The sequence below is a fragment of the Pseudomonas sp. 2822-17 genome, from assembly GCF_002742485.1.
GTDB classification, from domain to species: Bacteria; Pseudomonadota; Gammaproteobacteria; order Pseudomonadales; family Pseudomonadaceae; genus Aquipseudomonas; species Aquipseudomonas cyclaminis.
The window spans coordinates 100,788-126,394 of record NZ_LJRZ01000295.1; the positions used below are offsets into that span (position 1 = coordinate 100,788).

At 60.0% G+C, this 25,607-nt stretch carries 21 protein-coding genes and 3 pseudogenes; 13 read left to right on the top strand and 11 right to left on the bottom strand.

The genetic code is table 11. The annotated features are described in order from the left end of the window. Positions 1–18: 18 nt before the first annotated feature. The 7 genes from ispC to rpsB all read right to left on the bottom strand — a co-directional run bounded on the left by ispC (position 19) and on the right by rpsB (position 6,090). Positions 19–1,209 (bottom strand): 1-deoxy-D-xylulose-5-phosphate reductoisomerase, encoded by a 1,191-nt coding sequence (gene ispC, locus AOA60_RS04455; RefSeq protein WP_099583354.1) that lies wholly within the window; start codon positions 1,207–1,209, stop codon positions 19–21. Further along, complete coding sequence (locus AOA60_RS04460; protein WP_099583355.1) at positions 1,206–2,015, bottom strand: phosphatidate cytidylyltransferase; 810 nt, start codon at positions 2,013–2,015, stop codon at positions 1,206–1,208. The genes ispC and AOA60_RS04460 overlap by 4 nt, the downstream gene beginning before the upstream one ends. Beyond that, complete coding sequence (gene uppS, locus AOA60_RS04465; RefSeq protein WP_099583356.1) at positions 2,016–2,771, bottom strand: polyprenyl diphosphate synthase; 756 nt, start codon at positions 2,769–2,771, stop codon at positions 2,016–2,018. It lies immediately after the preceding gene. A gap of 17 nt (positions 2,772–2,788) precedes the next feature. Further along, a complete protein-coding gene (gene frr, locus AOA60_RS04470; RefSeq protein ID WP_099583357.1) occupies positions 2,789–3,346 on the bottom strand; it encodes a ribosome recycling factor in 558 nt (185 codons plus the stop codon). Continuing rightward, positions 3,343–4,086 (bottom strand): UMP kinase, encoded by a 744-nt coding sequence (pyrH, locus tag AOA60_RS04475; protein ID WP_003189161.1) that lies wholly within the window; start codon positions 4,084–4,086, stop codon positions 3,343–3,345. Before pyrH ends, frr begins: the two co-directional genes overlap by 4 nt. Positions 4,087–4,296: 210 nt before the next feature. Beyond that, positions 4,297–5,160, bottom strand: a complete 864-nt coding sequence (gene tsf / locus AOA60_RS04480; protein ID WP_099583358.1) for a translation elongation factor Ts — start codon at positions 5,158–5,160, stop codon at positions 4,297–4,299. 192 nt (positions 5,161–5,352) lie between these two features. Next, the gene (gene rpsB, locus AOA60_RS04485) at positions 5,353–6,090 is read right to left on the bottom strand and encodes a 30S ribosomal protein S2 (protein ID WP_003189158.1); all 738 of its coding nucleotides are present in this window, start codon (positions 6,088–6,090) and stop codon (positions 5,353–5,355) included. Between the two features lie 387 nt (positions 6,091–6,477). Between rpsB and map the strand changes: the two genes are divergently transcribed. The 4 genes and pseudogenes from map to AOA60_RS04505 form a co-directional block, all read left to right on the top strand. Then, on the top strand, positions 6,478–7,260 hold the full coding sequence (gene map / locus AOA60_RS04490) for a type I methionyl aminopeptidase (RefSeq protein ID WP_099583359.1): 783 nt from the start codon (positions 6,478–6,480) through the stop codon (positions 7,258–7,260). Positions 7,261–7,323: 63 nt separating this feature from the next. Continuing rightward, positions 7,324–10,026 (top strand): [protein-PII] uridylyltransferase, encoded by a 2,703-nt coding sequence (locus AOA60_RS04495; RefSeq protein WP_099583360.1) that lies wholly within the window; start codon positions 7,324–7,326, stop codon positions 10,024–10,026. A gap of 38 nt (positions 10,027–10,064) precedes the next feature. After that, positions 10,065–11,264 carry a succinyldiaminopimelate transaminase gene (gene dapC, locus AOA60_RS04500; RefSeq protein ID WP_099583361.1) on the top strand — a complete coding sequence of 400 codons (1,200 nt, stop codon included), beginning with the start codon at positions 10,065–10,067 and terminating at the stop codon, positions 11,262–11,264. A 133-nt stretch (positions 11,265–11,397) separates the two neighbouring features. Next, positions 11,398–11,982: pseudogene (locus tag AOA60_RS04505) on the top strand (M12 family metallopeptidase); the annotation flags it as partial. A 301-nt stretch (positions 11,983–12,283) separates the two neighbouring features. Here the strand turns inward: AOA60_RS04505 and AOA60_RS04510 are convergent. Both AOA60_RS04510 and AOA60_RS04515 read right to left on the bottom strand, forming a co-directional pair. Continuing rightward, positions 12,284–12,646 (bottom strand): annotated as a pseudogene (locus AOA60_RS04510) (LysR substrate-binding domain-containing protein); the annotation flags it as partial. 1 nt (position 12,647) lies between these two features. Then, positions 12,648–12,767 (bottom strand): annotated as a pseudogene (locus AOA60_RS04515) (aldo/keto reductase); the annotation flags it as partial. A gap of 400 nt (positions 12,768–13,167) precedes the next feature. Here AOA60_RS04515 and AOA60_RS04525 point away from each other — a divergent pair. The 4 genes from AOA60_RS04525 (at position 13,168) to AOA60_RS04540 (ending at position 16,277) form a co-directional block, all read left to right on the top strand. Then, positions 13,168–13,530: an ArsC family reductase gene (locus AOA60_RS04525; protein ID WP_099583364.1), complete on the top strand. Its 363-nt coding sequence runs from the start codon at positions 13,168–13,170 to the stop codon at positions 13,528–13,530. A 32-nt stretch (positions 13,531–13,562) separates the two neighbouring features. Continuing rightward, complete coding sequence (gene dapD / locus AOA60_RS04530) at positions 13,563–14,597, top strand: 2,3,4,5-tetrahydropyridine-2,6-dicarboxylate N-succinyltransferase (protein WP_099583365.1); 1,035 nt, start codon at positions 13,563–13,565, stop codon at positions 14,595–14,597. Between the two features lie 64 nt (positions 14,598–14,661). Further along, positions 14,662–15,867 carry an aminotransferase class V-fold PLP-dependent enzyme gene (locus AOA60_RS04535; RefSeq protein ID WP_099583366.1) on the top strand — a complete coding sequence of 402 codons (1,206 nt, stop codon included), beginning with the start codon at positions 14,662–14,664 and terminating at the stop codon, positions 15,865–15,867. Further along, the gene (locus AOA60_RS04540; RefSeq protein ID WP_099583367.1) at positions 15,864–16,277 is read left to right on the top strand and encodes a SufE family protein; all 414 of its coding nucleotides are present in this window, start codon (positions 15,864–15,866) and stop codon (positions 16,275–16,277) included. The genes AOA60_RS04535 and AOA60_RS04540 overlap by 4 nt, the downstream gene beginning before the upstream one ends. Before the next feature lie 55 nt (positions 16,278–16,332). Here the strand turns inward: AOA60_RS04540 and tcdA are convergent, their stop codons facing one another. Beyond that, positions 16,333–17,142: a tRNA cyclic N6-threonylcarbamoyladenosine(37) synthase TcdA gene (gene tcdA / locus AOA60_RS04545; protein ID WP_160384998.1), complete on the bottom strand. Its 810-nt coding sequence runs from the start codon at positions 17,140–17,142 to the stop codon at positions 16,333–16,335. Between the two features lie 218 nt (positions 17,143–17,360). Here tcdA and AOA60_RS04550 point away from each other — a divergent pair, with 218 nt between their 5' ends. From AOA60_RS04550 to AOA60_RS04565, 4 genes are all read left to right on the top strand, one after another. Beyond that, a complete protein-coding gene (locus tag AOA60_RS04550; protein ID WP_099583369.1) occupies positions 17,361–19,952 on the top strand; it encodes a glycosyltransferase in 2,592 nt (863 codons plus the stop codon). Positions 19,953–20,174: 222 nt separating this feature from the next. Next, positions 20,175–21,326, top strand: a complete 1,152-nt coding sequence (gene dapE, locus AOA60_RS04555) for a succinyl-diaminopimelate desuccinylase (protein ID WP_049709680.1) — start codon at positions 20,175–20,177, stop codon at positions 21,324–21,326. Next, positions 21,326–22,135, top strand: coding sequence for a putative RNA methyltransferase (locus AOA60_RS04560; protein WP_099583370.1), 810 nt, complete (start codon positions 21,326–21,328; stop codon positions 22,133–22,135). Before dapE ends, AOA60_RS04560 begins: the two co-directional genes overlap by 1 nt. 54 nt (positions 22,136–22,189) lie before the next feature. Next, complete coding sequence (locus AOA60_RS04565) at positions 22,190–22,567, top strand: hypothetical protein (protein ID WP_099583371.1); 378 nt, start codon at positions 22,190–22,192, stop codon at positions 22,565–22,567. Positions 22,568–22,698: 131 nt separating this feature from the next. Here the strand turns inward: AOA60_RS04565 and AOA60_RS04570 are convergent, their stop codons facing one another. Then, on the bottom strand, positions 22,699–22,908 hold the full coding sequence (locus AOA60_RS04570) for a cold-shock protein (RefSeq protein WP_032891681.1): 210 nt from the start codon (positions 22,906–22,908) through the stop codon (positions 22,699–22,701). Positions 22,909–23,091: 183 nt separating this feature from the next. On the opposite strand from AOA60_RS04570, the gene plsB reads away from it, so the two are divergent. Beyond that, positions 23,092–25,596 (top strand): glycerol-3-phosphate 1-O-acyltransferase PlsB, encoded by a 2,505-nt coding sequence (gene plsB, locus AOA60_RS04575; protein ID WP_099583372.1) that lies wholly within the window; start codon positions 23,092–23,094, stop codon positions 25,594–25,596. Positions 25,597–25,607 lie beyond the last annotated feature (11 nt).

The following is a 25,607-nucleotide window of genomic DNA, read 5'->3' on the forward strand; positions in this document are numbered from 1 at the left end:
CTCAAACGCGCCCACAGACTAACGCGTGTTGCGGCTCAACCATTGCTCGGCCAAGGTCCGCGCCTTGGAGTCCGCCTCAAATACTGCCCCAAGGTCATTCACAGCCACCACAGGCTCAAGACTCAGGACGTCCTCGATAATACTCGCGATCTGCGGAAAGCGGATGCGCCGTTCGAGAAACGCCGCCACGGCCACCTCGTTAGCTGCATTGAGCATCGCCGGCGCACTGTTACCCGCCTCTGCCGCGTGTCGCGCCAAGCGCAGACAAGGAAAGCGCTGCTCGTCCGGTGCTTCAAAGTCCAGGCGAGCGACTGCAAACAGGTCCAGAGGCGCCACACCGGAATCAATCCGCTCCGGCCAGGCCAGGGCGTTGGCGATCGGCGTGCGCATATCGGGATTACCCAACTGGGCCAATACCGAACCGTCCACGTAGTCGACCAGCGAATGAATCACGCTTTGCGGGTGGATGACCACCTCAACCTGGTCCGGCCGTGCGTCGAACAACCAGCAGGCCTCGATCAACTCCAGACCCTTGTTCATCATGCTGGCCGAATCCACGGAGATCTTGCGCCCCATGGACCAGTTCGGATGAGCGCACGCCTGATCCGGAGACACCTGCTCCAGGTCTGCCAGCGGAGTTTGTCGAAAAGGACCACCGGAGGCCGTGAGCAGAATCCGACGCACGCCAACCTGGCTCAAGCCACGGGCATAGTCACCGGGCATGCACTGGAAGATTGCGTTGTGCTCACTGTCCAGAGGCAGCAGCACGGCACCGCTTTTACGCACCGCCTGCATAAAGAGTGCACCGGACATCACCAGCGCTTCTTTATTGGCCAGCAGGATTTTTTTGCCCGCATCAACGGCAGCCAAGGTTGGGCGCAAGCCCGCGGCACCGACGATAGCGGCAACCACTGTATCGACTTGCGCATCGGCCGAGACCTGGCACAACCCCTCCTCGCCCACCAGCACCTGAGTGGCCAGCCCGGCAGCCCGCAAGTCATCCTGCAGACTGCGCGCCGCTGCCGCTTCAGGCACTACCGCAAAACGCGGCACGTGGCGTACACACAACGCCAGCAATTCGCTCAGGCGGGTGAATCCGGTCAGGGCAAACACTTGATAGCGGTCAGGGTGACGTGCGATCACGTCAAGGGTGCTCAACCCTACCGAGCCAGTTGCACCGAGCACGGTCACTTGTTGCAGACGGCTCACGAAGCAGTCATCCACAACAGCACGGCAAAGATCGGGATGGCAGCGGTAAGGCTGTCGATACGGTCCAGCACCCCGCCGTGGCCCGGCAGCAGGTTACTGCTGTCCTTGATCCCGGCCTGGCGCTTGAACATGCTTTCGGTGAGATCGCCCACAACCGAAATAAAGACGACGATGGCCGTGCCCAGCAGGGCGAGGAAGATGTCCGTGACCGACCAATCCCGTACAACGCCGACCACCAAGGTGATCAGCAGGGTCAATGCCAGACCGCCGTACACCCCTTCCCAACTCTTGCCCGGACTGACCGCCGGCGCCAGCTTGCGCTTGCCGAATGCCCGACCCGAGAAGTAGGCGCCGATATCCGCGCCCCAGACCAGCACCATCACCGCCATGATCAGCCAATTGCCCATCGGCGCATTCTTGATCTCCACCAACCCTTGCCAGGCAGGCAACAGAATCAACAAGCCAATCACCAACTTGCTGGCCACACTGGACCAATGCCCACTGCTGCGCGGGAACGTCAGCACCAGATAGGTCGCAAGCGCCCACCACAGCACCGCAGCGCCCAGCACCCAAGGGACGATGATGCTCGACAGGGTATGCATGAGAAACAGCAACACCGCCACCACTGCGGCATACGCCACGCGGGGCAACTGTGCGTTGAACCCTGCCAATCGCGCCCATTCCCAGGCACCAAGGGTTACAACCAGGCCAATAAACAGGGCAAAACCGGAACCGTCGAGCAGGAAAAACCCACACAAGGCGATCGGCAACAGGATCAGTGCTGTGATGATTCGTTGTTTAAGCATTTAAACCCGGGCTCCAGCTTCGACCTGCTCGCTCGTTTTACCGAAGCGACGTTGGCGGGAAGCGAAATCGGCCAGCGCGGTGCGCATGGCATCGTGTTTGAAGTCCGGCCAGAACAGGTCGGAGAAGTACAGCTCGGTGTAGGCCAACTGCCACAAGAGGAAGTTGCTGATGCGATGCTCGCCGCCGGTACGGATGCACAAGTCTGGCAACGGCAGGTCGCCGGTCACCAGGCAGGTTTGCAACAGCTCAGGCGTGATGTCGTCCGGCCGCAGATGACCGGCCTGCACTTCGCGAGCCAGCCGCTGCGCAGCTTGGGCGATATCCCACTGGCCGCCGTAATTGGCTGCGATCTGCAACACAAAACGGTTGGCGCCAGCCGTGATGGCCTCGGCTTCGCGCATGGCCGCCTGCAGTTCCGGGTGGAAGCGCGAGCGATCACCGATGATGCGCAGGCTGATATTGTTGTCGTTAAGACGCTTGGCCTCACGACGCAACGCCTTGAAGAACAGATCCATCAAGGCGCTGACCTCTTCGGCAGGCCGCTGCCAGTTTTCACTGGAAAAGGCGAACAAGGTCAACACCTCGACCTTGGCCTCGGCACACACCTCAATCACAGCCCGCACCGCATCAACACCCGCTTTATGCCCGGCGACACCGGGCATAAAGCGTTTCTTCGCCCAGCGATTATTCCCATCCATGATGATCGCGACATGGCGCGGCACCACAGAGGGTACAGTCTGCTTGGTCTTTTCCATGAAGGCGTCCTGACCCCTTATACGGCCATCAGGTCCTTTTCTTTATCGTCGGTAGCCTTGGTGATCTGGGCCTCGGCGTCCTTGGTCAGCTTATCGATATCGGCAACGGCGCGACGCTCTTCGTCTTCGCTGATTTCCTTGTCCTTGACCAACTTCTTCAGGTCACCCAAAGCATCGCGACGGATGTTACGCACAGCAACGCGTGCATCTTCAGCTGCGCTACGCGCCTGCTTGGTGAAGCCCTTGCGAGTTTCCTCAGTCAGAGCTGGCATGGAGATCAACAGCAACTCACCCAGGTTGGTCGGGTTGAGGTTCAGGCCCGCGCTCTGGATTGCCTTGTCGACAGCACCGAGCATGTTGCGCTCGAAGGCAACAACTTGCAGGGTACGCGAATCCTTCACGGTCACGTTGGCCACACCGCTCAGCGGGGTGTCAGAACCATAGTAAGGCACCATCACGCTACCCAGGATGCTCGGGTGCGCCTTGCCGGTACGAATCTGGCCAAATGCATGGGCCAGGGATTCCAGGGATTTCTGCATACGCTCTTGAGCGTCTTTCTTGATTTCGTTGATCATTGTTGGCCTTCCTCGATCAGAGTCCCTTCTGCGCCGCCGTGTACGATATTCAGCAGGGCGCCGGGCTTGTTCATATTAAATACGCGCAGCGGCATCTTGTGGTCGCGGCACAGGCAAATAGCCGTCAGATCCATCACACCCAGCTTGCGATCCAGCACTTCATCGTAGGTCAGATGATCGAACTTCTCGGCATGCGGGTCTTTGAATGGGTCTGCGGTGTACACACCATCTACCTTGGTCGCCTTCAGCACCACATCAGCATCGATTTCAATGGCACGCAAGCACGCCGCGGAATCAGTGGTAAAGAACGGGTTACCGGTACCGGCGGCGAAGATCACCACTTCTTTTGAGTTCAAATGGCGCATGGCTTTGCGGCGATCATAGTGATCGGTCACGCCTACCATGGAAATAGCCGACATCACGATAGCCGAGATATTGGCACGCTCCAGGGCATCACGCATCGCCAGGGCGTTCATCACAGTGGCCAGCATGCCCATGTGGTCGCCAGTGACCCGATCCATACCGGCCGCACTCAGTGCCGCGCCACGGAACAGGTTACCGCCACCGATCACCAGGCCGACTTGTACGCCGATGCCGACCAATTGGCCGACTTCCAGCGCCATGCGGTCGAGCACCTTGGGATCAATCCCGAACTCTTCCGAGCCCATCAGGGCCTCGCCGCTGAGCTTGAGTAGAATGCGTTTATAGCGAGCCTGATAACCACTGCCCTGCTGAGCCATTGCGAATCTCTCCTGCGGCGTATTTTTAAAAATTCTTGGCGAGCCGTTTACGGCTTGCGTTCACTCTAGCTGGACGCTGTCACAGCGCCATCGGAACACGGCTTTGTAAGCCAGTTCCGAGGGTAAGCCAAATAAATTCGGCCTGCCCATTTGAAAAGAGGCTGCGCGCGTGAGCGGGCAGCCTCTTTCGGGCGACAGTTGAAAACTGTCTTATTGCTTGGCGGCAGCCAGCTGGGCAGCAACTTCTTCAGCGAAGTTGTCGACCGGCTTCTCGATGCCTTCGCCTACTTTGAAGTAAGTGAAGGAAACGATTTCAGCACCGGCTTTCTTAGCCAGTTCGCCAACCTTGATTTCAGGGTTCTTGACGAACGCCTGCTCAACCAGGCTTGCTTCAGCCAGGAACTTGCTGATACGGCCTTTGACCATGTTCTCAACAATGTTTTCTGGCTTGCCTTTGATTTTTTCTTCGTTCAGCTGCAGGAACACAGCTTTTTCGCGCTCGATGGCTTCGGCAGAAACTTCCGAAGGCAGCAGGAACTCAGGGTTGCTGGCCGCTACGTGCATAGCGATGTCTTTGGCCAGTTCAACGTTGCCGCCTTTCAGGACAACTGCAACACCGATCTTGTTGCCGTGCAGGTAACCGCCAACAACATCACCTTCAACGCGTACCAGGCGACGGATGTTGACGTTTTCGCCAACCTTGCCGACCAGTACCAGGCGAGCAGCTTCTTGAGCCTCGATCAGCGGAGCGACGTCAGTCAGTTTGTCGGCGAACGCTTTTTCAACGCTGGCAGCAACAAATGCCTTGAAGTCGTCCTGCAGAGCCAGGAAGTCGGTCTGCGAGTTCACTTCCAGCAGAACGGCAGATTTGCCGTCTTCTTTCAGAGCGATAGCGCCTTCAGCAGCTACGTTGCCTGCTTTCTTGGCAGCCTTGATGGCGCCGGAAGCACGCATGTCATCAATGGCTTTTTCGATGTCGCCGTCAGCCTTTTCCAGGGCTTTCTTGCAATCCATCATGCCTTCGCCGGTACGCTCACGCAGTTCTTTAACCAACGCTGCAGTAATTGCTGCCATTTTCAAATTCCTCTTGGATAGGTTTTCAACCATTCCACCCGATCGAACGGGGGATCAATTCTTCCCGAACCACCCTTGTAGGCCGCTGCACGTTACAGATGATGTAGCTGCGCCGTTCACAAATGGTTTTCGAGGTGGCAAAAAGGGGGCCAAGCCCCCTTTTTGCTTACTGAGTCAACGCCAGGGCGTCAATTACTCAGCTGCGGCTACCGGAGCTTCTTCAACGAACTGCTCGGTACCACCAGCAACGTGGTTACGACCACGGATTACAGCGTCAGCCATCGAACCCATGTACAGCTGGATAGCGCGGATTGCGTCATCGTTGCCTGGGATGATGTAGTCAACGCCTTCCGGGCTGCTGTTGGTATCGACTACGCCGATAACAGGGATGCCCAGCTTGTTGGCTTCGGTGATCGCGATGCGCTCGTGATCAACGTCGATAACGAACAGTGCGTCAGGCAGACCGCCCATGTCCTTGATACCACCCAGGGAACGATCGAGCTTTTCCAGGTCACGGGAGCGCATCAGCGCTTCTTTCTTGGTCAGCTTGGCGAAAGTACCGTCTTCGGCTTGCACTTCAAGGTCACGCAGACGCTTGATGGAAGCACGGATGGTTTTGAAGTTGGTCAGCATGCCGCCCAACCAGCGGTGATCGACGTACGGCGAACCGCAACGTGCTGCTTCTTCAGCAACGATCTTGCCAGCGGAACGCTTGGTGCCGACGAACAGAATCTTGTTTTTGCCCTGGGCCAGGCGCTCTACGAAAGTCAGAGCTTCGTTGAACATTGGCAGGGTTTTTTCAAGGTTGATGATGTGGATCTTGTTACGCGCGCCGAAAATGTATTTACCCATTTTCGGGTTCCAGTAACGGGTCTGGTGACCGAAGTGCACACCGGCCTTCAGCATATCGCGCATGTTGACTTGGGACATGATAGTTCCTTAATAAGTCGGGTTTGGCCTCCACGTATCCCAATGACCAACCAGCGGCATCAAGGCCTCCGGCACCCAGGTCATCGTGTCGACACGTGTGTGGATTTAAGCTCTTCGGGGCATCCCCGGAAAGCGGCGCATTTTATACCACACGAAGGGCGAAAACGGAACCCGCAATCACATTTGGCGTGCGCGAGTGATACGCAACCCTTTGAATAGAGCGGATATAGCCCCACCTCATAGATAGAAGCGATCGTCAGGGGCTCATGATTTGCCGCCCGCGTCTGTTAGAATCGCGTTTTTTGGGGCTTGTGCGAATTCTGTAACCTTTTGTCGCGCGCCCGTAAACCGTATTGATTTCAGCGCGCCGCGCTAGAGAGAGCCTGTATGACTGTTAGTTTGAAAACCGCCGAAGACATCGCCGGCATGCGCATTGCCGGCAAACTGGCTGCCGACGTACTGGAAATGATTGCCGAACACGTCAAGCCAGGCGTCACCACCGACACCCTGAACCAGATCTGCCATGACTATATCGTCAATGTGCAGGGCGCCATTCCTGCGCCGCTGAACTACAAGGGCTTCCCCAAGTCGATCTGCACCTCGATCAACCACGTGGTCTGCCACGGCATCCCGTGCGACAAACCCCTGAAAGACGGCGACACCCTTAACATCGACGTCACCGTGATCAAGGACCGCTACTTCGGCGACACCAGCCGCATGTTCCACGTCGGCAACGTGCCGGTCTGGGCCGAGCGCCTGTCCCAGGTCACCCAGGAATGCATGTACAAGGCAATCGAAATCGTCAAGCCCGGCTGCCGCCTGGGCGATATCGGTGAAGTGATCCAGAAACACGCTGAAAAGAACGGTTTCTCGGTGGTACGTGATTTCTGTGGCCACGGCATCGGCACCGTATTCCATGAAGAACCGCAGATCCTGCACTACGGGCGCGCCGGCACCGGCATGGAGCTCAAGGCAGGCATGACCTTTACCATCGAGCCGATGATCAACCAGGGCAAGGCCGACACCAAGGTGCTGGGCGACGGCTGGACCGCCATCACCAAGGACCGCAAGCTCTCGGCCCAGTGGGAACACACCCTGCTGGTCACCGAAACCGGCTACGAGATCTTCACCCTGCGCGCCGACGACACGATCCCTCGCATTTCGGCTTGAAGGTTGCCCAGGTTTTCCCACAGCGTGTTGTGACTGACTATAGATAGAAAGGAAAGCCGATCGATGCCCCAGGTGGATCCCGAACTCTTCGACCGTGGCCAGTTCCAGGCCGAACTGGCCCTGAAGGCAAGCCCCATCGCCGCTTTCAAGAAAGCGATCCGCCAGGCCCGCGAGGTGCTCGATGAGCGCTTTCGCAGCGGCCGGGACATCCGCCGACTGATCGAGGACCGCGCCTGGTTCGTCGACAACATCCTGCAAAAGGCCTGGGAACAGTTCAACTGGAGTGAAGACGCCGACATCGCCCTGGTGGCCGTCGGCGGCTATGGCCGTGGCGAACTGCACCCCTACTCCGACATCGACCTGCTGATCCTGCTGGACAGCGCCGACCATGAGACCTTTCGCGATTCCATCGAGCGTTTTCTGACGCTACTGTGGGACATCGGCCTTGAAGTCGGCCAGAGCGTGCGCTCGGTGGACGAATGCGCCGAAGAGGCCCGCGCCGACCTCACCGTAATCACCAACCTGATGGAAAGCCGCACCATCGCCGGCCCCGAGCGCCTGCGCCAGCGCATGCTGGAAGTCACCAGCACCGCGCATATGTGGCCGAGCAAGGAGTTCTTCCTGGCCAAGCGCGCCGAGCAGAAGACCCGGCACCACAAGTACAACGACACCGAATACAACCTGGAACCCAACGTCAAAGGCTCGCCGGGCGGGCTGCGCGACATCCAGACGATTTTGTGGGTAGCCCGTCGCCAGTACGGCACCCTGAACCTGCGCGCCCTGGCTGGCGAAGGCTTTCTGGTAGAAAGCGAAAACGCCCTGTTGGCCTCATCCCAGGAATTCATCTGGAAAGTGCGCTACGCCCTGCACATGCTCGCCGGCCGCTCCGAAGACCGCCTGCTGTTCGACCATCAACGCTCCATCGCCACCCTGCTGGGCTTTGAAGGCGAAGACGCCAAGACCAGCATTGAAAGCTTCATGCAGCAGTACTACCGGGTGGTCATGAGCATTGCCCAGCTCAGCGACCTGATCATCCAGCACTTCGAAGAAGTGATCCTCGCCCCCGAAGACGAAGCACCGCCGCAGCCAATCAATTCGCGCTTCCAACTGCACGACGGCTATATCGAGGCACGCAACGACAACGTGTTCCGCCGCACCCCGTTCGCCATGCTGGAAATCTTCGTATTGATGGCCCAGCAGCCGGAAATTAAAGGTGTGCGCGCCGACACCATCCGCCTGCTACGGGAAAACCGTCACCTGATCGACGATGATTTCCGCAATGACATCCGCAACACCAGCCTGTTTATCGAGCTGTTCAAGTGCAAGATCGGTATCCATCGCAATCTGCGTCGCATGAACCGCTACGGCATTCTCGGGCGCTATCTGCCGGAGTTCGGTTTTATCGTCGGGCAGATGCAGCACGACCTGTTCCACATCTATACGGTGGATGCGCACACCCTGAACCTGATCAAGCACCTGCGTAAGCTGCAGTACACCCAGGTGTCGGAGAAATTCCCGCTGGCCAGTAAGCTCATGGCCAGGCTGCCCAAGCCGGAACTGATCTACCTGGCCGGCCTGTACCACGACATCGGCAAGGGCCGGCATGGCGACCACTCCGAAGTCGGCGCGGTCGACGCGGAGGCCTTCTGCCAGCGCCACCAACTGCCGCAATGGGACAGCCGCCTGATCGTCTGGTTGGTGCAGAACCATCTGGTCATGTCGACCACGGCCCAGCGCAAGGACTTGTCCGACCCGCAGGTGATCCATGACTTCGCACAGGCGGTCGGCGATGAAACCCGCCTCGACTACCTGTACGTGCTGACCGTCTCCGACATCAACGCCACCAACCCGACGCTGTGGAACTCGTGGCGCGCCAGCCTGTTGCGCCAGCTGTACACCGAGACCAAGCGTGCGCTGCGCCGTGGCCTGGAAAACCCGGTGGACCGCGAAGAGCAGATCCGCCGCACCCAAAGCGCGGCGCTGGATATCCTGGTGCGCGGCGGCAACGACCCGGACGACGTCGAGCAGCTGTGGTCGCAATTGGGTGATGATTACTTCCTGCGCCACACTGCCGGCGATGTAGCCTGGCACACTGACGCGATCCTGCAGCAGCCCGCCGATGGCGGCCCGCTGGTACTGATCAAGGAAACCACCCAGCGCGAATTCGAAGGCGGCACGCAGATTTTCATCTATGCGCCCGACCAGCACGACTTCTTCGCCGTGACCGTGGCGGCCATGGACCAGCTCAACCTGAACATCCACGATGCCCGGGTGATCACTTCCAGCAGCCAGTTCACCCTCGACACTTATATCGTGCTCGACACCGAAGGCGAGTCCATCGGCGACAACCCGGCACGGGTGAAAAAGATCCGCGAAGGCCTCACCGAGGCCCTGCGCAACCCGGACGACTACCCGACCATCATCCAGCGCCGGGTGCCGCGCCAGCTCAAGCACTTTGCATTTGCGCCCCAGGTGACCATCTCCAACGACGCGCAGCGCCCGGTCACCGTGCTGGAACTCAGCGCGCCGGACCGCCCGGGCCTGCTGGCACGTATCGGCGGGATCTTCCTGGAGTTCGACCTGTCATTGCAGAACGCCAAGATTGCGACCCTCGGCGAGCGCGTGGAAGACGTGTTCTTTATTACCGACGCCGACAACCAGCCACTGTCCGATCCTGAGCTGTGCCTGCGATTGCAGGAAGCCATCGTGCAGCAGTTGAGCGTGACTCAGGAACCCGGCGTCGAGCTGACGCGCCTGACGATCTAAACCTCATTCCAGTTTTTAACGCCTTGCACGAGATTCCCATGAACAACGCCCTGAACCAGCTGCAACCCTACCCGTTCGAGAAACTGCGCGCACTGCTGGGCAGCGTCACGCCGAACCCGGACAAGCGCCCGATTGCGCTGTCCATCGGCGAGCCCAAGCACAAATCCCCGACCTTCGTGGCCGAGGCACTGAGCAGCAACCTCGACCAGATGGCGGTGTACCCTACTACCCTGGGCATCCCGGCGCTGCGCGAGGCCATCGGCGCCTGGTGTGAACGTCGCTTCAACGTGCCCAAGGGCTGGCTCGACCCGGCGCGCAATATCCTGCCGGTCAACGGCACCCGCGAGGCGCTGTTCGCCTTCACCCAGACAGTGGTCAACCGTGGCGACGATGCCCTGGTCGTCAGCCCGAACCCGTTCTACCAAATCTACGAAGGCGCCGCGTTCCTGGCCGGGGCCAAGCCGCATTACCTGCCATGCCTGGATGAGAACGGCTTCAACCCGGACTTCGACGCTGTGACGCCGGATATCTGGAAACGCTGCCAGATCCTGTTCCTGTGCTCCCCCGGTAACCCGACCGGCGCGCTGATCCCGGTCGAGACCCTGAAAAAACTGATCGCCCTGGCCGACGAATACGACTTCGTCATCGCCGCCGACGAGTGCTATAGCGAGCTGTACTTCGACGAACAAACCCCGCCGCCGGGGCTGCTGAGCGCCTGTGTCGAACTGGGCCGCCAGGACTTCAAGCGCTGCGTGGTGTTCCACAGCCTGTCCAAGCGCTCCAACCTGCCGGGCCTGCGCTCCGGTTTTGTGGCCGGCGACGCGGACATCCTCAAGGCCTTCCTGCTGTACCGCACCTACCATGGCTGCGCGATGCCGGTACAAACGCAACTGGCCAGCATTGCGGCCTGGCAGGACGAAGCCCACGTGCTGGCCAATCGTGACTTGTATCGCGAGAAATTCAACGCTGTGCTGGCGATTCTCAAGCCGGTGCTCGATGTGCAACACCCCGATGGTGGTTTCTACCTGTGGCCGAATGTGAATGGCGACGATGCCGCGTTCTGCCGGGATTTGTTCGTGCAAGAGCACGTGACCGTGGTGCCGGGCTCGTACCTGTCGCGGGAAGTCGATGGCTTCAACCCTGGGGCCGGCCGTGTGCGCCTGGCGCTGGTTGCGCCGTTGGCGGAGTGTGTGGAAGCGGCTGAGCGGATCCGGGCGTTCATTAACCGCCGAAAATAAACGCTATGGCCCGTGGTATCCGACAGATATCACGGGCCAAGTTAAACATTACATACACTCCATGCTGGAACTTCCCCTGCGTTCAGGACAAATCAGTCAACAGATTCGTCACTGACTCCAACGGGAAAAAGCCATGATCTCAGCCACCGTTTTTACCCCCTGCTCCCCTCCCCCCACTGATCGCTCGAACGATGGCGTCGATCAACCCGAACGCCTTTCCAGAAGTCGACGCAACGTGGGTGAGCCCGCTAAATACTGGCCGCAAAACAGCACTATCAAGATCGCGATGTACGATTACCCGATGGATGACCCCTATGTGCGGGCAGTCAAAAACGCCGCCAACGAGTGGTCAACCCATATCAACCTCACATTCGAGTTCGTATCGGGCGACGAGGGCGACGCTAAAATTACGCAGAACATGGTAGGCGACGCGGGCGGCTCCTCACGGATAGGTAACGACGCTCAACGTGCTTTGTATGGCGCCCCAACGATGAGCCTGCCGAGAGATCATACGTTACCGTCATTCAACCAAACCGTGCTGCATGAGTTCGGGCACATGCTGGGCGCACACCACGCGCATCAACATCCCGATGCCAATGTCCAATGGGATCACGCTGTTCTTGACCTGAACTACCCACAACCCGATCAGCAAACCAACTTTCTACCGCTACCGCGCAGCGAGTCCTACGATTTTTTGCCCTACGATCCAGACTCGATCATGCATTACGCCATCGACCCCGGCTTGACCACTAGCAACGTGTACCACTCAGGAGGCTCGACACTCAGTGCGGGGGACATTGCCTGGGCGAAAAAAACCTACCCCAGACCCGATAAGGGCGAAGACGCTACTTTCTCAATCCCAGGTTCGCCTCACTCATATCAAGCTCCGCCAACGCCTCCCGCAATACATCGTCCGCGATTTCGTGATGCTGACTCAGACTGCATAACTCAAGGCGTTGCGCACGCAGGGCTTTGAGCCGAAGCTTGCGCTGCAACAATAGGCCCCCCCTGCCCATCGCTCATTGTTTATAAACTAATGCGTCAACCACAACGCCAAATGCGGATGAATGCTCACGTCGATTCGGATAGTAAAGATGGTAGCCCGCGAACGGCTGGCACCAATCTTCCAGAACCCGCACGAGACTGCCCTCCGCAAGTTCGTTGGCCACCATGTCTTCTGGAAGAAACGCCAAACCACATCCCGCCACAGCCGCACGCAACATTGGCACGCTGCTGTTGAATGTCCATTGCCCTTCTACGCGTGCCTTGAGTTCGTGACCGTTCTTCTCGAAATCCCACTGCATGAGGCTCCCATGAGTCGGGAGACGCAGATTAATGCAGTTGTGCGCGGCCAGATCCGCCGGTTCCATGGGGATTTGCCGCCATCAATGAGATAGCTTGTTGGGTGTCCGTAGCGGGGCCGTAGCCATGGCTCAAGCCCATGCAGCCTAAACCCAAGGCGCAGACTTCAAGTGAACTGGTTCCGAGCGCGCGCTTGTGCATTTCGATCTCCCGACATTTAACGTTGGCAGAACAGTAAGCGCGCTGGCGAATATGGACTAGACGGGTAAATCGGCAAGGGCTCATGAGGCACACTCATAAACCCCAGCTCGATACTTTGATAGTCGTGATAGCTTCGTCCGAATGCCGTGATCCTGGTGCAGGCCGGGAAATGAATAAGAACGGTGCAGGCGGTTTGCCTAACGCGGTTTTCCCGGACAATCGACTTGCAACGACACACATCAGGCAACAACTGGCCACTGAAGTGCCATATTAACCGGCTATGTTACGCGCTGGCTTTTGCACAAAAGTCGCACAGCGCAGGACGACCGGCACCCAAACCCGCTGGTCGTGGCATAATCCCGGACCTTTCGTTTTGAGCATCCTAAAAGGGGGCAATTCCTTGACCGCTTCAAGCAAAACGTTGCACCTTTTCGGCATCAAAGCCTGCGACACCATGAAAAAGGCGCGCACCTGGCTCGATGAGCACGCTGTGAGCTATGAGTTCCACGACTACAAAACGGCCGGTATCGACCGCGAACACTTGACCCAATGGTGCGACGAGCACGGTTGGCAGGTGGTTTTGAACCGTGCGGGCACCACCTTTCGCAAACTCGAAGACGAACGCAAAGCCGATCTCGATCAGTCGAAAGCCATTGAATTGATGCTCGCGCAACCTTCGATGATCAAGCGCCCGGTGCTTGATCTCGGTGACAGAACCCTGATTGGCTTCAAGCCAGATAGTTATTCGGCGGCCCTCAAGTAGGCCAGCCCTTCCATTTTTGTAGAGGTAACAGCATGTCCCATTCCCTGTTCAGCCTGGGCTTCGGCGTTGGCACTCAGAACCGCCAAGGTGCTTGGCTGGAAGTGTTTTACGCACAACCGCTGCTTAATCCATCGGCTGAAATCGTCGCGGCCATCGCGCCGATCCTCGGTTACACCGAAGGTAACCAGGCGATCACCTTCACTGTGACCCAGGCGCTGCAACTGGCCGACGCGCTCAAGGGCGTCGACGCCACCCAAGCCGCTCTGCTGAGCCGCCTGGCGGAAAGCCACACGCCGCTGGTCGCCACCCTGCTGGCCGAAGACGCCGCACTGACCTCCACGCCTGAGGCCTACCTCAAACTGCACTTGCTGTCCCACCGCCTGGTCAAGCCCCACGGCCTGAGCCTGGCTGGCGTGTTCCCGCAGCTGCCGAACGTGGCCTGGACCAGCCAGGGCGCGATCGACATCGGCGAACTGGCCGAACGCCAACTGGAAGCACGCCTGCGTGGCGAGCTGCTGGAAGTGTTCTCGGTGGACAAGTTCCCGAAAATGACCGACTACGTGGTTCCGGCCGGCGTGCGTATCGCTGACGCGGCACGTATCCGCCTGGGCGCCTACGTGGGCGAAGGCACCACGGTGATGCACGAAGGTTTCGTCAACTTCAACGCCGGCACTGAAGGCCCGGGCATGATCGAAGGCCGCGTGTCGGCAGGCGTGTTCGTCGGCAAGGGCTCGGACCTGGGCGGCGGCTGCTCCACCATGGGCACCCTGTCGGGCGGCGGCAATATTGTGATCAAGGTTGGCGAAGGCTGCCTGATCGGCGCCAACGCCGGTATCGGTATCCCGTTGGGCGACCGCAACACCGTGGAATCGGGCTTGTATGTGACTGCCGGGACCAAGGTTGCGCTGCTGGATGAGCAGAACCAATTGGTCAAAGTGGTCAAGGCACGTGAATTGGCCGGTCAACCGGACCTGCTGTTCCGCCGCAATTCCGAGACGGGTGCCGTGGAGTGCAAAACCCACAAATCGGCCATCGAACTGAACGAAGCGCTGCACGCTCACAACTAAGCAGCCACTCGATGCCACTAGCGGGCCCCGATCCTGGGGCTCGCTTATACGAGTCTTGACCACCATGCTTGTGCCCTCCCCCTGGCGCGCCGATTTTCCGGCCATTGCCACCCTGCAACGGCAAGACCAGACCTATCTGGACAACGCCGCTACGACGCAAAAACCCCAAGCCTTATTGGATGCCATCAGCCATTACTACGCCAACGGCGCAGCCAATGTGCACCGTGCCCAGCATTTACCGGGCGCCCACGCGACCCAGGCCTTCGAGGACAGTCGCAGCAAAGTTGCGCAATGGTTGAATGCAGGTGACACCGGGCAAATCGTGTTTACCCACGGTGCTACCTCTGCGCTGAACCTCCTGGCCTACGGCCTTGAGCACTTATTCAATGCGGGCGATGAGATTGTCATCAGCGCCCTGGAACACCACGCCAACCTGCTGCCCTGGCAGCAACTGGCCAAACGTCGCGCGCTCACGCTGGTGGTATTGCCACTCGGTGATGACGGCGTGATCGACCTGCACGCCGCCGCCGAATTGATCGGCCCACGCACGCGCCTGCTGGCAGTGAGCCAGTTGTCCAACGTGCTTGGCGCCTGGCAACCGCTGCAAGCCTTGCTGGCTTTGGCGCAGCCCCACGGCGCCCTGACCGTGGTCGACGGCGCCCAAGGCATCGTCCACGGTCGCCATGACGTGCAAGCGCTGGGATGCGACTTTTATGTTTTCTCCAGCCACAAACTCTACGGCCCGGACGGCGTCGGCGTGCTCTATGGCCGCAACGAAGCCCTGCATCACCTGCGCCACTGGCAGTTCGGCGGGGAGATGGTGCAGCAGGCGGACTACCACAGCGCGAGCTTTCGCCCCGCGCCGCTGGGCTTCGAGGCGGGTACTCCGCCGATTGCCAGCGTGATCGGCCTGGGCGCCAGCCTGGATTACCTGAGTTCCCTGGACCCGCAAGCGGTCATCGCCCATGAAGCGGCCTTGCATGACTACCTGTTGCACGGCCTGAAGGCGCGCAACGGCGTGCGGGTGCTGGGCTCGCCGCAGGTGGCGCTGGTCAGCTTTGTGGTCGAGGGCGTGCACAACGCCGACCTCGCGCACCTGCTGACCGAGCAAGGCATTGCGGTACGCGCCGGCCATCATTGCGCTATGCCGCTGCTCAAGGCGATGCAACTGTCAGGAGCGATCCGCGTTTCCCTGGCGCTGTACAACGATTCCGACGATCTTGAGCGCTTTTTTGAAGCGCTGGATCAGGCACTGGACATGTTGCGATGAGTTTGCCCGTGGATGCGATTGCCGCCTTGGAAGCCTTCCAGGCCGTAGGAAGTTGGGAACAACGCGCGCGGATGCTGATGCAGTGGGGCGAGCGCCTTCCCGCCTTGGCCGATGAAGAGAAGGTCGACGCCAATCTTGTGCACGGATGCGAAAGCCAGGTGTGGTTGCTGGGGCGCTTGCACGACGGCCATTGGCAGTTTTCCGCCAGCAGTGATGCGCGAATGATCCGGGGGCTGGTGGCGTTGCTGCTGGCGCGGGTCAATGGGTTGTCGGCTGCTGAGTTGCAGGCAGTTGATCTGCCGGAGTGGTTCAATCAACTTGGGCTTTCGCGCCAACTCTCCCCGTCACGCAGCAACGGTTTGAATGCAGTTCTGCAGCGGATGCGCGAACTCAGCCGAACACAAAGCTGAATGTGGGAGGGGGCAAGCACCCTCCCACATTTTGAACTGTGTAAAGTCCTGAGATTCAGGCGGGCTTGACCCGCTCCGAAGGCCGACGCACCCCAGCCACAATCTTGTCCACCGCCTTGGTCGCCGCCACCATACCGAACGTGGCCGTGACCATCATCACCGCGCCAAACCCACCGGCGCAGTCCAGCTTCACCCCATCACCCACAAAACTTTTCTGCAAACAGATGCTGCCGTCCGGCTTGGGATAGCGCAGCTGCTCGGAAGAAAACACACACGGCACGCTGTAATGGCGGGTCACGGTGCGGGAAAAATTGTAGTCACGACGCAGGGTGGAGCGCACTTTCGACGCCAATGGATCATTGAAGGTGCGGTTCAGGTCGCACACCTGGATCAGCGTCGGGTCAATCTGCCCACCAGCGCCACCGGTGGTGATGATCTGGATCTTGCGACGCTTGCACCAGGCAATCAGCGCGGCCTTGGCGTTGACGGCGTCGATGCAGTCGATCACGCAATCAATATTCGGCGTGATGTATTCGGCCATGGTGTCGCGGGTCACGAAGTCCGCCACCGCGTGCACGGTGCAGTCCGGGTTGATGCCGCGCAGGCGCTCGGCCATTACCTCGACCTTGGGCTTGCCCACGGTGCTGTCCAGGGCGTGCAACTGGCGGTTGCTGTTGCTGACGCAGACATCGTCCAGGTCAAACAGCGAAATCTCGCCGACCCCACAACGGGCCATGGCTTCCGCCGCCCAGGAGCCCACGCCGCCGACGCCGACGATCGCCACATGGGCCGCTTTCAAGCGTTCCAGGCCTTCAATGCCATACAAGCGGGCGACGCCTGCAAACCGCGGATCTTCTGTACTCATGACCATTACCCCAAAAACCGGCGCGCATTATAGGGCTACGCAGCGACAAGTTCGAAGCTTCAAGCTACAAGTAAAGAACTTAGATGGCCTTTTGCTGACTAACGTCCGGCTTTTCTCTGTCTGCTGTACGCTCGGGGAAAGGCCGGTGTAGGATGCGCGCCGTTCGGTGCAGGCCGACACCTCTTTTCGTTCCACACCCTTTGGAACCCGACATAACCATGGCATCGCGTAAATTTGGACTCAACCTGGTGATCGTGCTGGCAATTGCCGCGCTGTTCACCGGCTTCTGGGCGCTGGTCAACCGCCCGGTCACTGCTCCCAACTGGCCTGAGCAAATCTCCGGTTTTTCCTACTCGCCGTTCCAGCAAGGCCAGTTCCCGCAAAAAGACCAGTACCCCACGGACGAGCAGATGCGTCGTGACCTGGAGATCATGAGCAAGCTGACGGACAACATCCGTACCTACTCGGTCGACGGCACCTTGGGGGATATCCCTAAGCTGGCGGAAGAGTTCGGCTTGCGCGTCACCCTGGGAATCTGGATCAGCCCGGACCTGGAGCGTAACGAGCGCGAAATCCAGCGTGCCATCGAGATCGCCAACAGCTCGCGCAGTGTCGTGCGCGTGGTGGTCGGCAACGAGGCGCTGTTCCGCGAAGAAATCACCCCTGAAGCGCTGATCGTGCTGCTCGACCGGGTGCGCGCTGCGGTGAAAGTACCGGTGACCACCTCCGAGCAGTGGCACATCTGGGAAAAGAACCCGAAACTGGCCAAGCACGTCGATCTGATCGCCGCGCACATCCTGCCGTTCTGGGAATACATCCCCATGGACAAGGCTGGCCAGTACGTACTGGACCGGGCCAAAGACCTGAAAAAACTCTTCCCGAAAAAGCCGCTGCTACTGTCGGAAATTGGCTGGCCGAGCAACGGACGTATGCGCGGGGGTAACGAAACATCCCCGGCAGACCAGGCGATTTACCTGCGCACGCTGGTGAACAAGCTCAATCGCCAGGGCTACAACTACTTTGTGATCGAAGCGTTCGACCAGCCGTGGAAAGTCAGCGACGAAGGATCTGCCGGCGCCTATTGGGGCGTGTTCAACGCCGCACGCCAGCAGAAATTCAACTTTGAAGGGCCTGTCGTCGCGATCCCGCAATGGCGCGTGCTGGCCATCGGTTCGGTGGTGCTGGCACTGCTGTCCCTGACCCTGCTGATGATCGACGGCTCGGCCCTGCGCCAGCGTGGCCGGACCTTCCTGACCTTTATCGCGTTCCTGTGCGGCTCGGTACTGGTGTGGATCGGCTACGACTACAGCCAGCAATACAGCACTTGGTTCAGTGTCACCGTGGGTATCCTCCTGGCGCTCGGGGCCCTCGGCGTGTTTATCGTGTTGCTGACCGAGGCCCATGAACTGGCCGAAGCCGTCTGGACCCACAAGCGTCGTCGTGAATTCCTGCCGGTCGAGGGGGATTCGGACTACCGCCCGAAAGTCTCGATCCATGTGCCGTGCTACAACGAGCCGCCGGAGATGGTCAAACAGACCCTCGACGCCCTGGCCGCCCTCGATTACCCGGACTACGAAGTCCTGATCATCGACAACAACACCAAGGACCCGGCGGTTTGGGAACCGGTGCGCGACTACTGCGAAACCCTCGGCCCGCGCTTCAAGTTTTTCCACGTCGCGCCCCTGGCCGGTTTCAAGGGCGGCGCGCTGAACTACCTGATCCCGCACACCGCCAAGGATGCCGAAGTGATCGCGGTGATCGACTCGGACTACTGCGTGTCGCCGAACTGGCTCAAGCACATGGTGCCGCACTTCGCCGACCCGAAAATCGCCGTGGTGCAGTCGCCCCAGGATTACCGCGACCAGAACGAAAGTACCTTCAAGAAGCTCTGCTACGCGGAATACAAAGGCTTCTTTCATATCGGCATGGTCACCCGTAACGACCGCGATGCGATCATCCAGCACGGCACCATGACCATGACCCGTCGCTCGGTGCTCGAAGAACTCGGCTGGGCCGACTGGTGCATCTGCGAAGACGCCGAACTGGGCCTGCGGGTGTTCGAGAAAGGCTTGTCGGCGGCGTATTACCACGACAGCTACGGCAAGGGCCTGATGCCCGATACCTTTATCGACTTCAAGAAACAGCGTTTCCGCTGGGCCTACGGTGCGATCCAGATCATCAAGCGCCACACCGCCAGCCTGCTGCGCGGCAAGGACACCGAGCTGACCCGTGGCCAGCGCTACCACTTCCTCGCGGGCTGGTTGCCGTGGGTGGCGGACGGCATGAACATCTTCTTCACCGTCGGCGCACTGTTGTGGTCGGCGGCGATGATCATCGTGCCAACGCGGGTCGATCCGCCGCTGCTGATTTTCGCGATCCCTCCGTTGGCGTTGTTCGTGTTCAAGGTCGGCAAGATCATCTTCCTGTACCGCCGTGCGGTGGGCGTGAACCTCAAGGACGCATTCTGCGCGGCCCTTGCAGGCCTGGCGTTGTCCCACACCATCGCCAAAGCGGTGCTGTATGGCTTCTTCACCACCAGTATTCCGTTCTTTCGTACACCGAAAAACGCGGATAACCACGGCTTCTGGGTGGCGATTTCCGAAGCCCGCGAAGAAATGTTCATCATGCTGCTGTTGTGGGGCGCGGCGCTGGGGATCTACCTGGTGCAGGGCCTGCCAAGCAACGACATGCGCTTCTGGGTGGTGATGCTGCTGGTGCAGTCGCTGCCGTATGTGGCCGCGTTGATCATGGCGTTTCTGTCGTCGCTGCCCAAACCGGTAGCGGCGCCTGAGCCAGCGCCTGCGGCGTAAAAACTTGCGCAATGCACTAAACGGCGGCCTCTGGTCGCCGTTTTGCTATAAGATAACGGCCGTTTTGTTGGATCAGGCAAGCACCGATTGCCTTATGTGGGAGGGGGCTTGCCCCCGATAGCGCCGTGTCAATCAGCTAAATTTGTTGCTGAGACACCGCCATCGGGGGCAAGCCCCCTCCCACATTGAATCTGCGCCCATACACGCTTCCGGAGTTTTCCCATGACGGCCCATGCCGACCTTTCGCCGACCCTTCAACTTGCCATCGACCTGATCCGTCGCCCCTCGGTCACGCCGATCGACGCCGATTGCCAGAAGCTGATGATGCAGCGTCTGGGCGACGCCGGTTTTGCGCTGGAGCCGATGCGCATTGAAGACGTGGACAACTTCTGGGCCACCCACGGCAAGCACGATGGCCCGGTGCTGTGCTTCGCTGGTCACACTGATGTGGTGCCGACCGGCCCGGTGCAAGCCTGGCAGAACGATCCGTTCGACGCGCTGATCGACGAAAACGGCATGCTCTGCGGGCGTGGCGCGGCGGACATGAAAGGCAGCCTGGCCGCAATGCTGGTGGCAGCGGAGCGTTTCGTCACCGATTACCCGGACCACAAGGGCTCGGTGGCCTTCCTGATCACCAGCGACGAAGAAGGCCCGGCGCACCACGGCACCAAGGCCGTGATCGAGCGCCTGGCCGCGCGCAAAGAGCGCCTGGACTGGTGCATCGTCGGCGAACCGTCGAGCACGACGCTGGTCGGTGATGTGGTCAAGAACGGCCGTCGCGGTTCCCTCGGCGCGACCCTGACCGTGCGCGGCGTGCAAGGTCATGTGGCCTACCCGCACCTGGCGAAGAACCCGATCCACCTCGCCGCACCGGCCCTGGCGGAATTGGCCGCCGAGCATTGGGACGACGGCAACACGTTCTTCCCGCCGACCAGCTTCCAGATTTCCAACCTCAATTCCGGCACCGGCGCCACCAACGTGATTCCTGGTGACCTGACGGCGGTGTTCAACTTCCGTTTCTCCACCGAATCCACCGTCGAAGGCCTGCAGCAGCGCGTGGCGGCGATCCTCGACAAACATGGCCTGGACTGGCATGTGGAGTGGGCGCTGTCGGGCCTGCCGTTCCTCACCGAACCGGGCGCCTTGCTCGATGCGGTGTCCGCCAGCATCAAGGCGATTACCGGTCGCGAGACAAAGGCGTCCACCAGCGGCGGGACGTCGGATGGCCGTTTCATTGCCACCCTCGGTACTCAAGTGGTCGAGCTGGGCCCGGTCAACGCGACAATCCATCAGGTCAACGAGCGCATCCTCGCCAGCGACCTCGATGTACTGACCGAAATCTACTACCAGACCCTGATCAAGTTGCTCGCCTGATGCTTGCCTGCCCCATTTGCAGCGCCCCGCTCAACGCGGTAGACAATGGCGTGGCGTGCCCGGCCGGGCACCGTTTCGACCGGGCTCGCCAGGGTTACCTGAACCTGTTGCCGGTGCAGCACAAGAACAGCCGCGATCCGGGCGATAACCTGGCGATGGTCGAAGCGCGCCGCGACTTCCTCAACGCCGGGCACTACGCGCCGGTGGCCAGGCGCCTGGCCGAGCTGGCCGCTGAACGCGCGCCGCAGCGCTGGGTCGACATCGGCTGTGGCGAGGGTTACTACACCGCGCAGATTGCCGACGCCCTGCCCCACGCCGACGGCTATGCGCTGGATATTTCCAGAGAAGCGGTCAAGCGTGCGTGCAAGCGCAACCCGGCGCTGACCTGGTTGATCGCCAGCATGGCCCGCGTTCCATTGGCGTCAGGCAGTTGCCAGTTTCTCGCCAGTGTTTTCAGTCCATTGGATTGGCAAGAAGCCAAGCGCCTGCTCAGCCCCGGCGGCGGTTTGATGAAGGTCGGTCCTACACGTGGCCATCTGATGGAACTGCGCGAGCGCCTGTATGACGAAGTGCGTGAATACACCGACGACAAACATCTGGCCCTGGTGCCGGACGGCATGAGCCTGGCCCACAGCGAGACGCTGGAGTTCACCTTGAGTCTGGCCGAGCCTCAGGACCGCGCCAACCTGCTGGCCATGACACCCCACGGCTGGCGCGCCAGCGCCGAGCGCCGTGCCGAGGTGATCGAAGCCGCTGAGCCGCTGCTGGTCACCGTGTCGATGCGCTACGACTATTTCGTGCTTCAATAACCGACTTTTAAGCATCCGCGAATGGATTTTCGAATCCCGCAACGAGGAATATCCATGCGCCAACCTGATATCGAGATTTACCTGAAGGACGCCGACGTCGACTACAAGGCCATCGCCGCGTGGCTGGGCACCGCGTTGGGCCCGTGCACCGACTGGGCCCAGAAGGGCCAGACCTACAAGTGCAAGGCCGGCGATGTGCCGGTCACCTGGTTGCCCAAAGCGGTAGGCAAATGGAACAGCCTGTTCTTGGAAAGTGACCAGACGCCGTGGGACGACGACATCGCCTGCGCCCGTGCGGCATTTGCTGCACTGAACGTCGAGGTGCGCTGCGCGCCGGGGACGTGGGTCGAGGAAGAAGGTGAGGAAAGTGCCGACACCTGGATTCGCATCAGCGCAGACGGTGAAGAGCAGATCACTTGGAAAACTGCGTAACCTGAATTGCAAATGCCGTCAAAAATGTGGGAGGGGGCTTGCCCCCGATAGCAGTGCGTCAGTCAGCTAATTTGTTGCTGATACACCGCCATCGGGGGCAAGCCCCCTCCCACATTTGATCTGCGATGGGCCTACAGGCCAACCACATCCTCTGCCTGCAACCCCTTCTCGCCGGTCACCACGGCGTATTCCACCTGCTGGCCCTCGGCCAGGGAACGGTGGCCATCACCGCGAATGGCGCGGTAGTGCACAAACACATCCTTGCCATCTTCACGCTGAATGAAGCCATAGCCCTTTGCATCGTTGAACCACTTCACATTGCCGGTTTCGCGCGTTGCCATTTGTATTACTCCCACGTACGTTTTTTATTGTTGAGTCGCTTGCGTTGAACTGCCGAGTATAAGACAGGCTCAAAAGCGATCAACTCAAGTTTACATCGCTGCTTTTTTGCCGATTTTCGGCGAATACGGCACACTACCCGCCCGAGCGCCTGCTCGGTTTTTTCCACTTCAAGCAGCTCGCCTATGACCCGCTCCCCGTTCCGCCGTCTGGTGTTTGGCACCTTGCGCCGACTGTTGTACCTCTGGGTTCGCTCGGAGACGATCAACCAGTCGTCCCTTACCCTCAACCTGGACCGCAGCCGGCCGGTGTTTTACGTCCTGCAATCGCCCTCTCTCACCGAATTGGCCGTGGTCGATGCCGAGTGCACCAAGGCCGGCCTGCCGCGCCCGGTGCTGCCAGTCTCCGTAGGCCCGTTGATGGAGCCGGCGGCGTTCTTCTACCTCACGCCGGAGCCGGACTGGCTCGGCCGCCAGGACAAGCGCGGCGCACCGCCGACCCTGACCCGCCTGGTCAACACCCTGAGCGAGCACGCCGAAGAGAATGCACAAATCATTCCGGTCAGCGTGTTCTGGGGGCAAACCCCGGCGAGCGAGTCGAGCCCTTGGAAACTGCTGTTTGCCGACAGCTGGGCCGTCACCGGCCGCCTGCGTCGGTTGTTGAGCATCCTGATCCTGGGTCGCAAGACCCGTGTGCAATTCTCCGCGCCCATCAACCTGCGTGAGTTGATCGAGCACAATAAAGGGCACGAACGCACCGTGCGCATGGCCCAGCGCATCCTGCGTGTGCACTTTCGTAACCTGAAGACCGCCGTGATCGGCCCCGACCTGTCGCACCGCCGCAACCTGGTCAAGGGCCTGGTGAATATGCCGTTGGTGCGCCAGGCCATTCTGGATGAAGCCGAACGGGAAAAAATCAGCCCGGAAAAAGCCAAGGCCCTGGCCCTGCGCTACGGCAACGAAATCGCATCGGATTACACCTACACCGCGATCCGCTTCCTGGAAGTGGTGCTGAGTTGGTTCTGGAACAAGATCTACGACGGCATCAAGGTCAATAACGTCGAAGGTGTGCAAAAGGTTGCACAAGGCTACGAGGTGATTTACGTGCCTTGCCACCGCAGCCATATCGACTACCTGCTGCTGTCCTACCTGCTGTTCAAGAACGGCCTGACCCCGCCGCATATCGCCGCGGGCATCAACCTGAACATGCCGGTGATCGGCAGTTTGCTGCGCCGTGGCGGGGCGTTTTTCATGCGCCGCACCTTCAAGGGCAACCCGCTGTACACCTCGGTGTTCAACGAATACCTGCATACCCTGTTCACCAAGGGTTTCCCGGTGGAGTACTTCGTCGAAGGCGGACGCTCACGCACCGGGCGCATGTTGCAGCCAAAGACCGGGATGCTCGCGATTACCCTGCGCAGCTTCCTGCGCTCTTCGCGCATGCCGATCGTGTTTGTGCCGGTGTATATCGGCTATGAGCGTGTGCTCGAAGGCCGCACCTACCTGGGCGAACTGCGCGGCGCGAGCAAGAAGAAAGAGTCGATCTTCGATATTTTCAAAGTGGTCGGCGCGCTCAAGCAGCGGTTTGGCCAGGTCGCGGTCAACTTCGGCGAGCCGATCAAGCTGGCGGAATTTCTCGACGGCGAACAACCCGACTGGCGCACCCAGGAGCTGGGGCCGAACTACAAGCCGGCATGGCTCAACGAAACCACCAACCGCCTCGGCGAACGGGTGGCCCGCCACTTGAACGAAGCGGCGGCGGTGAACCCGGTGAACCTGGTGGCCCTGGCGCTGCTGTCCACCACACGCCTGGCCCTCGACGAACAGGCCATGGCCCGCCAGTTGGACCTGTACCTGGCGCTGCTGCGCCGCGTGCCTTACTCGCCCCACACCACCCTGCCCGAGGGTGATGGCCTGGCGCTGATCAAGCACGTCAAGGACATGGACCTGCTGTCGGAACAGAGTGACGCCCTCGGCAAGATTGTGTATCTGGACGAGCAGAACGCCGTCCTGATGACCTACTACCGCAATAACGTGCTGCACATCTTTGCCCTGCCGGCGCTGCTGGCGAGCTTCTTCCAAAGCAGCTCGCGGATGAGCCGCGAACAGATTTTGCGCTACACCCACGCGCTGTATCCGTACCTGCAATCGGAGCTGTTTATCCGCTGGTCGCTGGAAGAGTTGGACACGGTTGTCGACCAGTGGCTGGAAGCCTTTGTCGAACAAGGCCTGCTGCGCTTCGAAAACAACGTGTACCTGCGCCCGGCGCCAAGCTCGCGGCACTTTGTGCTGCTGACGCTGCTGTCCAAGAGCATCGCCCAGACGCTGCAACGCTTCTACATGGCGATCTCGCTGCTGCTCAACAGCGGCCAGAACAGCATCAGCGCCGAAGAACTGGAAGACCTGTGCACGATCATGGCCCAGCGCCTGTCGATCCTGCATGGTCTCAATGCACCGGAGTTCTTCGACAAGAGCCTTTTCCGACATTTTATTCAGACATTGCTGGAGCAAGATGTGCTGCGCCGCGACGAGGCCGGCAAATTGAGCTATCACGATCTGCTCGGTGAGCTGGCGGAAGGCGCGGCCAAACGTGTGTTGCCGGCCGAGATTCGCCTGTCGATCCGCCAGGTCGCCCTGCATCGTGTCGATGGCGCAGCCGAACAACCGGATGAGCCTGAAGAAACCCGCTAGATTGAATAAGG

What these genes read in the sequence shown, in the direction of transcription:
- pyrH (WP_003189161.1), bottom strand. Translation starts at nt 4,086, where the DNA reads ATGGCTCAGCAGGGCAGTGGTTATCAGGCTCGCTATAAACGCATTCTA.
- AOA60_RS04540 (WP_099583367.1), top strand. Translation starts at nt 15,864, where the DNA reads ATGAGTTTGCCCGTGGATGCGATTGCCGCCTTGGAAGCCTTCCAGGCC.
- AOA60_RS04560 (WP_099583370.1), top strand. Translation starts at nt 21,326, where the DNA reads ATGCTTGCCTGCCCCATTTGCAGCGCCCCGCTCAACGCGGTAGACAAT.
- tsf (WP_099583358.1), bottom strand. Translation starts at nt 5,160, where the DNA reads ATGGCAGCAATTACTGCAGCGTTGGTTAAAGAACTGCGTGAGCGTACC.
- map (WP_099583359.1), top strand. Translation starts at nt 6,478, where the DNA reads ATGACTGTTAGTTTGAAAACCGCCGAAGACATCGCCGGCATGCGCATT.
- uppS (WP_099583356.1), bottom strand. Translation starts at nt 2,771, where the DNA reads ATGGAAAAGACCAAGCAGACTGTACCCTCTGTGGTGCCGCGCCATGTC.
- AOA60_RS04495 (WP_099583360.1), top strand. Translation starts at nt 7,324, where the DNA reads ATGCCCCAGGTGGATCCCGAACTCTTCGACCGTGGCCAGTTCCAGGCC.
- AOA60_RS04535 (WP_099583366.1), top strand. Translation starts at nt 14,662, where the DNA reads ATGCTTGTGCCCTCCCCCTGGCGCGCCGATTTTCCGGCCATTGCCACC.
- AOA60_RS04570 (WP_032891681.1), bottom strand. Translation starts at nt 22,908, where the DNA reads ATGGCAACGCGCGAAACCGGCAATGTGAAGTGGTTCAACGATGCAAAG.
- tcdA (WP_160384998.1), bottom strand. Translation starts at nt 17,142, where the DNA reads ATGAGTACAGAAGATCCGCGGTTTGCAGGCGTCGCCCGCTTGTATGGC.
- AOA60_RS04460 (WP_099583355.1), bottom strand. Translation starts at nt 2,015, where the DNA reads ATGCTTAAACAACGAATCATCACAGCACTGATCCTGTTGCCGATCGCC.
- rpsB (WP_003189158.1), bottom strand. Translation starts at nt 6,090, where the DNA reads ATGTCCCAAGTCAACATGCGCGATATGCTGAAGGCCGGTGTGCACTTC.
- AOA60_RS04565 (WP_099583371.1), top strand. Translation starts at nt 22,190, where the DNA reads ATGCGCCAACCTGATATCGAGATTTACCTGAAGGACGCCGACGTCGAC.
- frr (WP_099583357.1), bottom strand. Translation starts at nt 3,346, where the DNA reads ATGATCAACGAAATCAAGAAAGACGCTCAAGAGCGTATGCAGAAATCC.
- dapE (WP_049709680.1), top strand. Translation starts at nt 20,175, where the DNA reads ATGACGGCCCATGCCGACCTTTCGCCGACCCTTCAACTTGCCATCGAC.
- dapD (WP_099583365.1), top strand. Translation starts at nt 13,563, where the DNA reads ATGTCCCATTCCCTGTTCAGCCTGGGCTTCGGCGTTGGCACTCAGAAC.
- dapC (WP_099583361.1), top strand. Translation starts at nt 10,065, where the DNA reads ATGAACAACGCCCTGAACCAGCTGCAACCCTACCCGTTCGAGAAACTG.
- AOA60_RS04550 (WP_099583369.1), top strand. Translation starts at nt 17,361, where the DNA reads ATGGCATCGCGTAAATTTGGACTCAACCTGGTGATCGTGCTGGCAATT.
- plsB (WP_099583372.1), top strand. Translation starts at nt 23,092, where the DNA reads ATGACCCGCTCCCCGTTCCGCCGTCTGGTGTTTGGCACCTTGCGCCGA.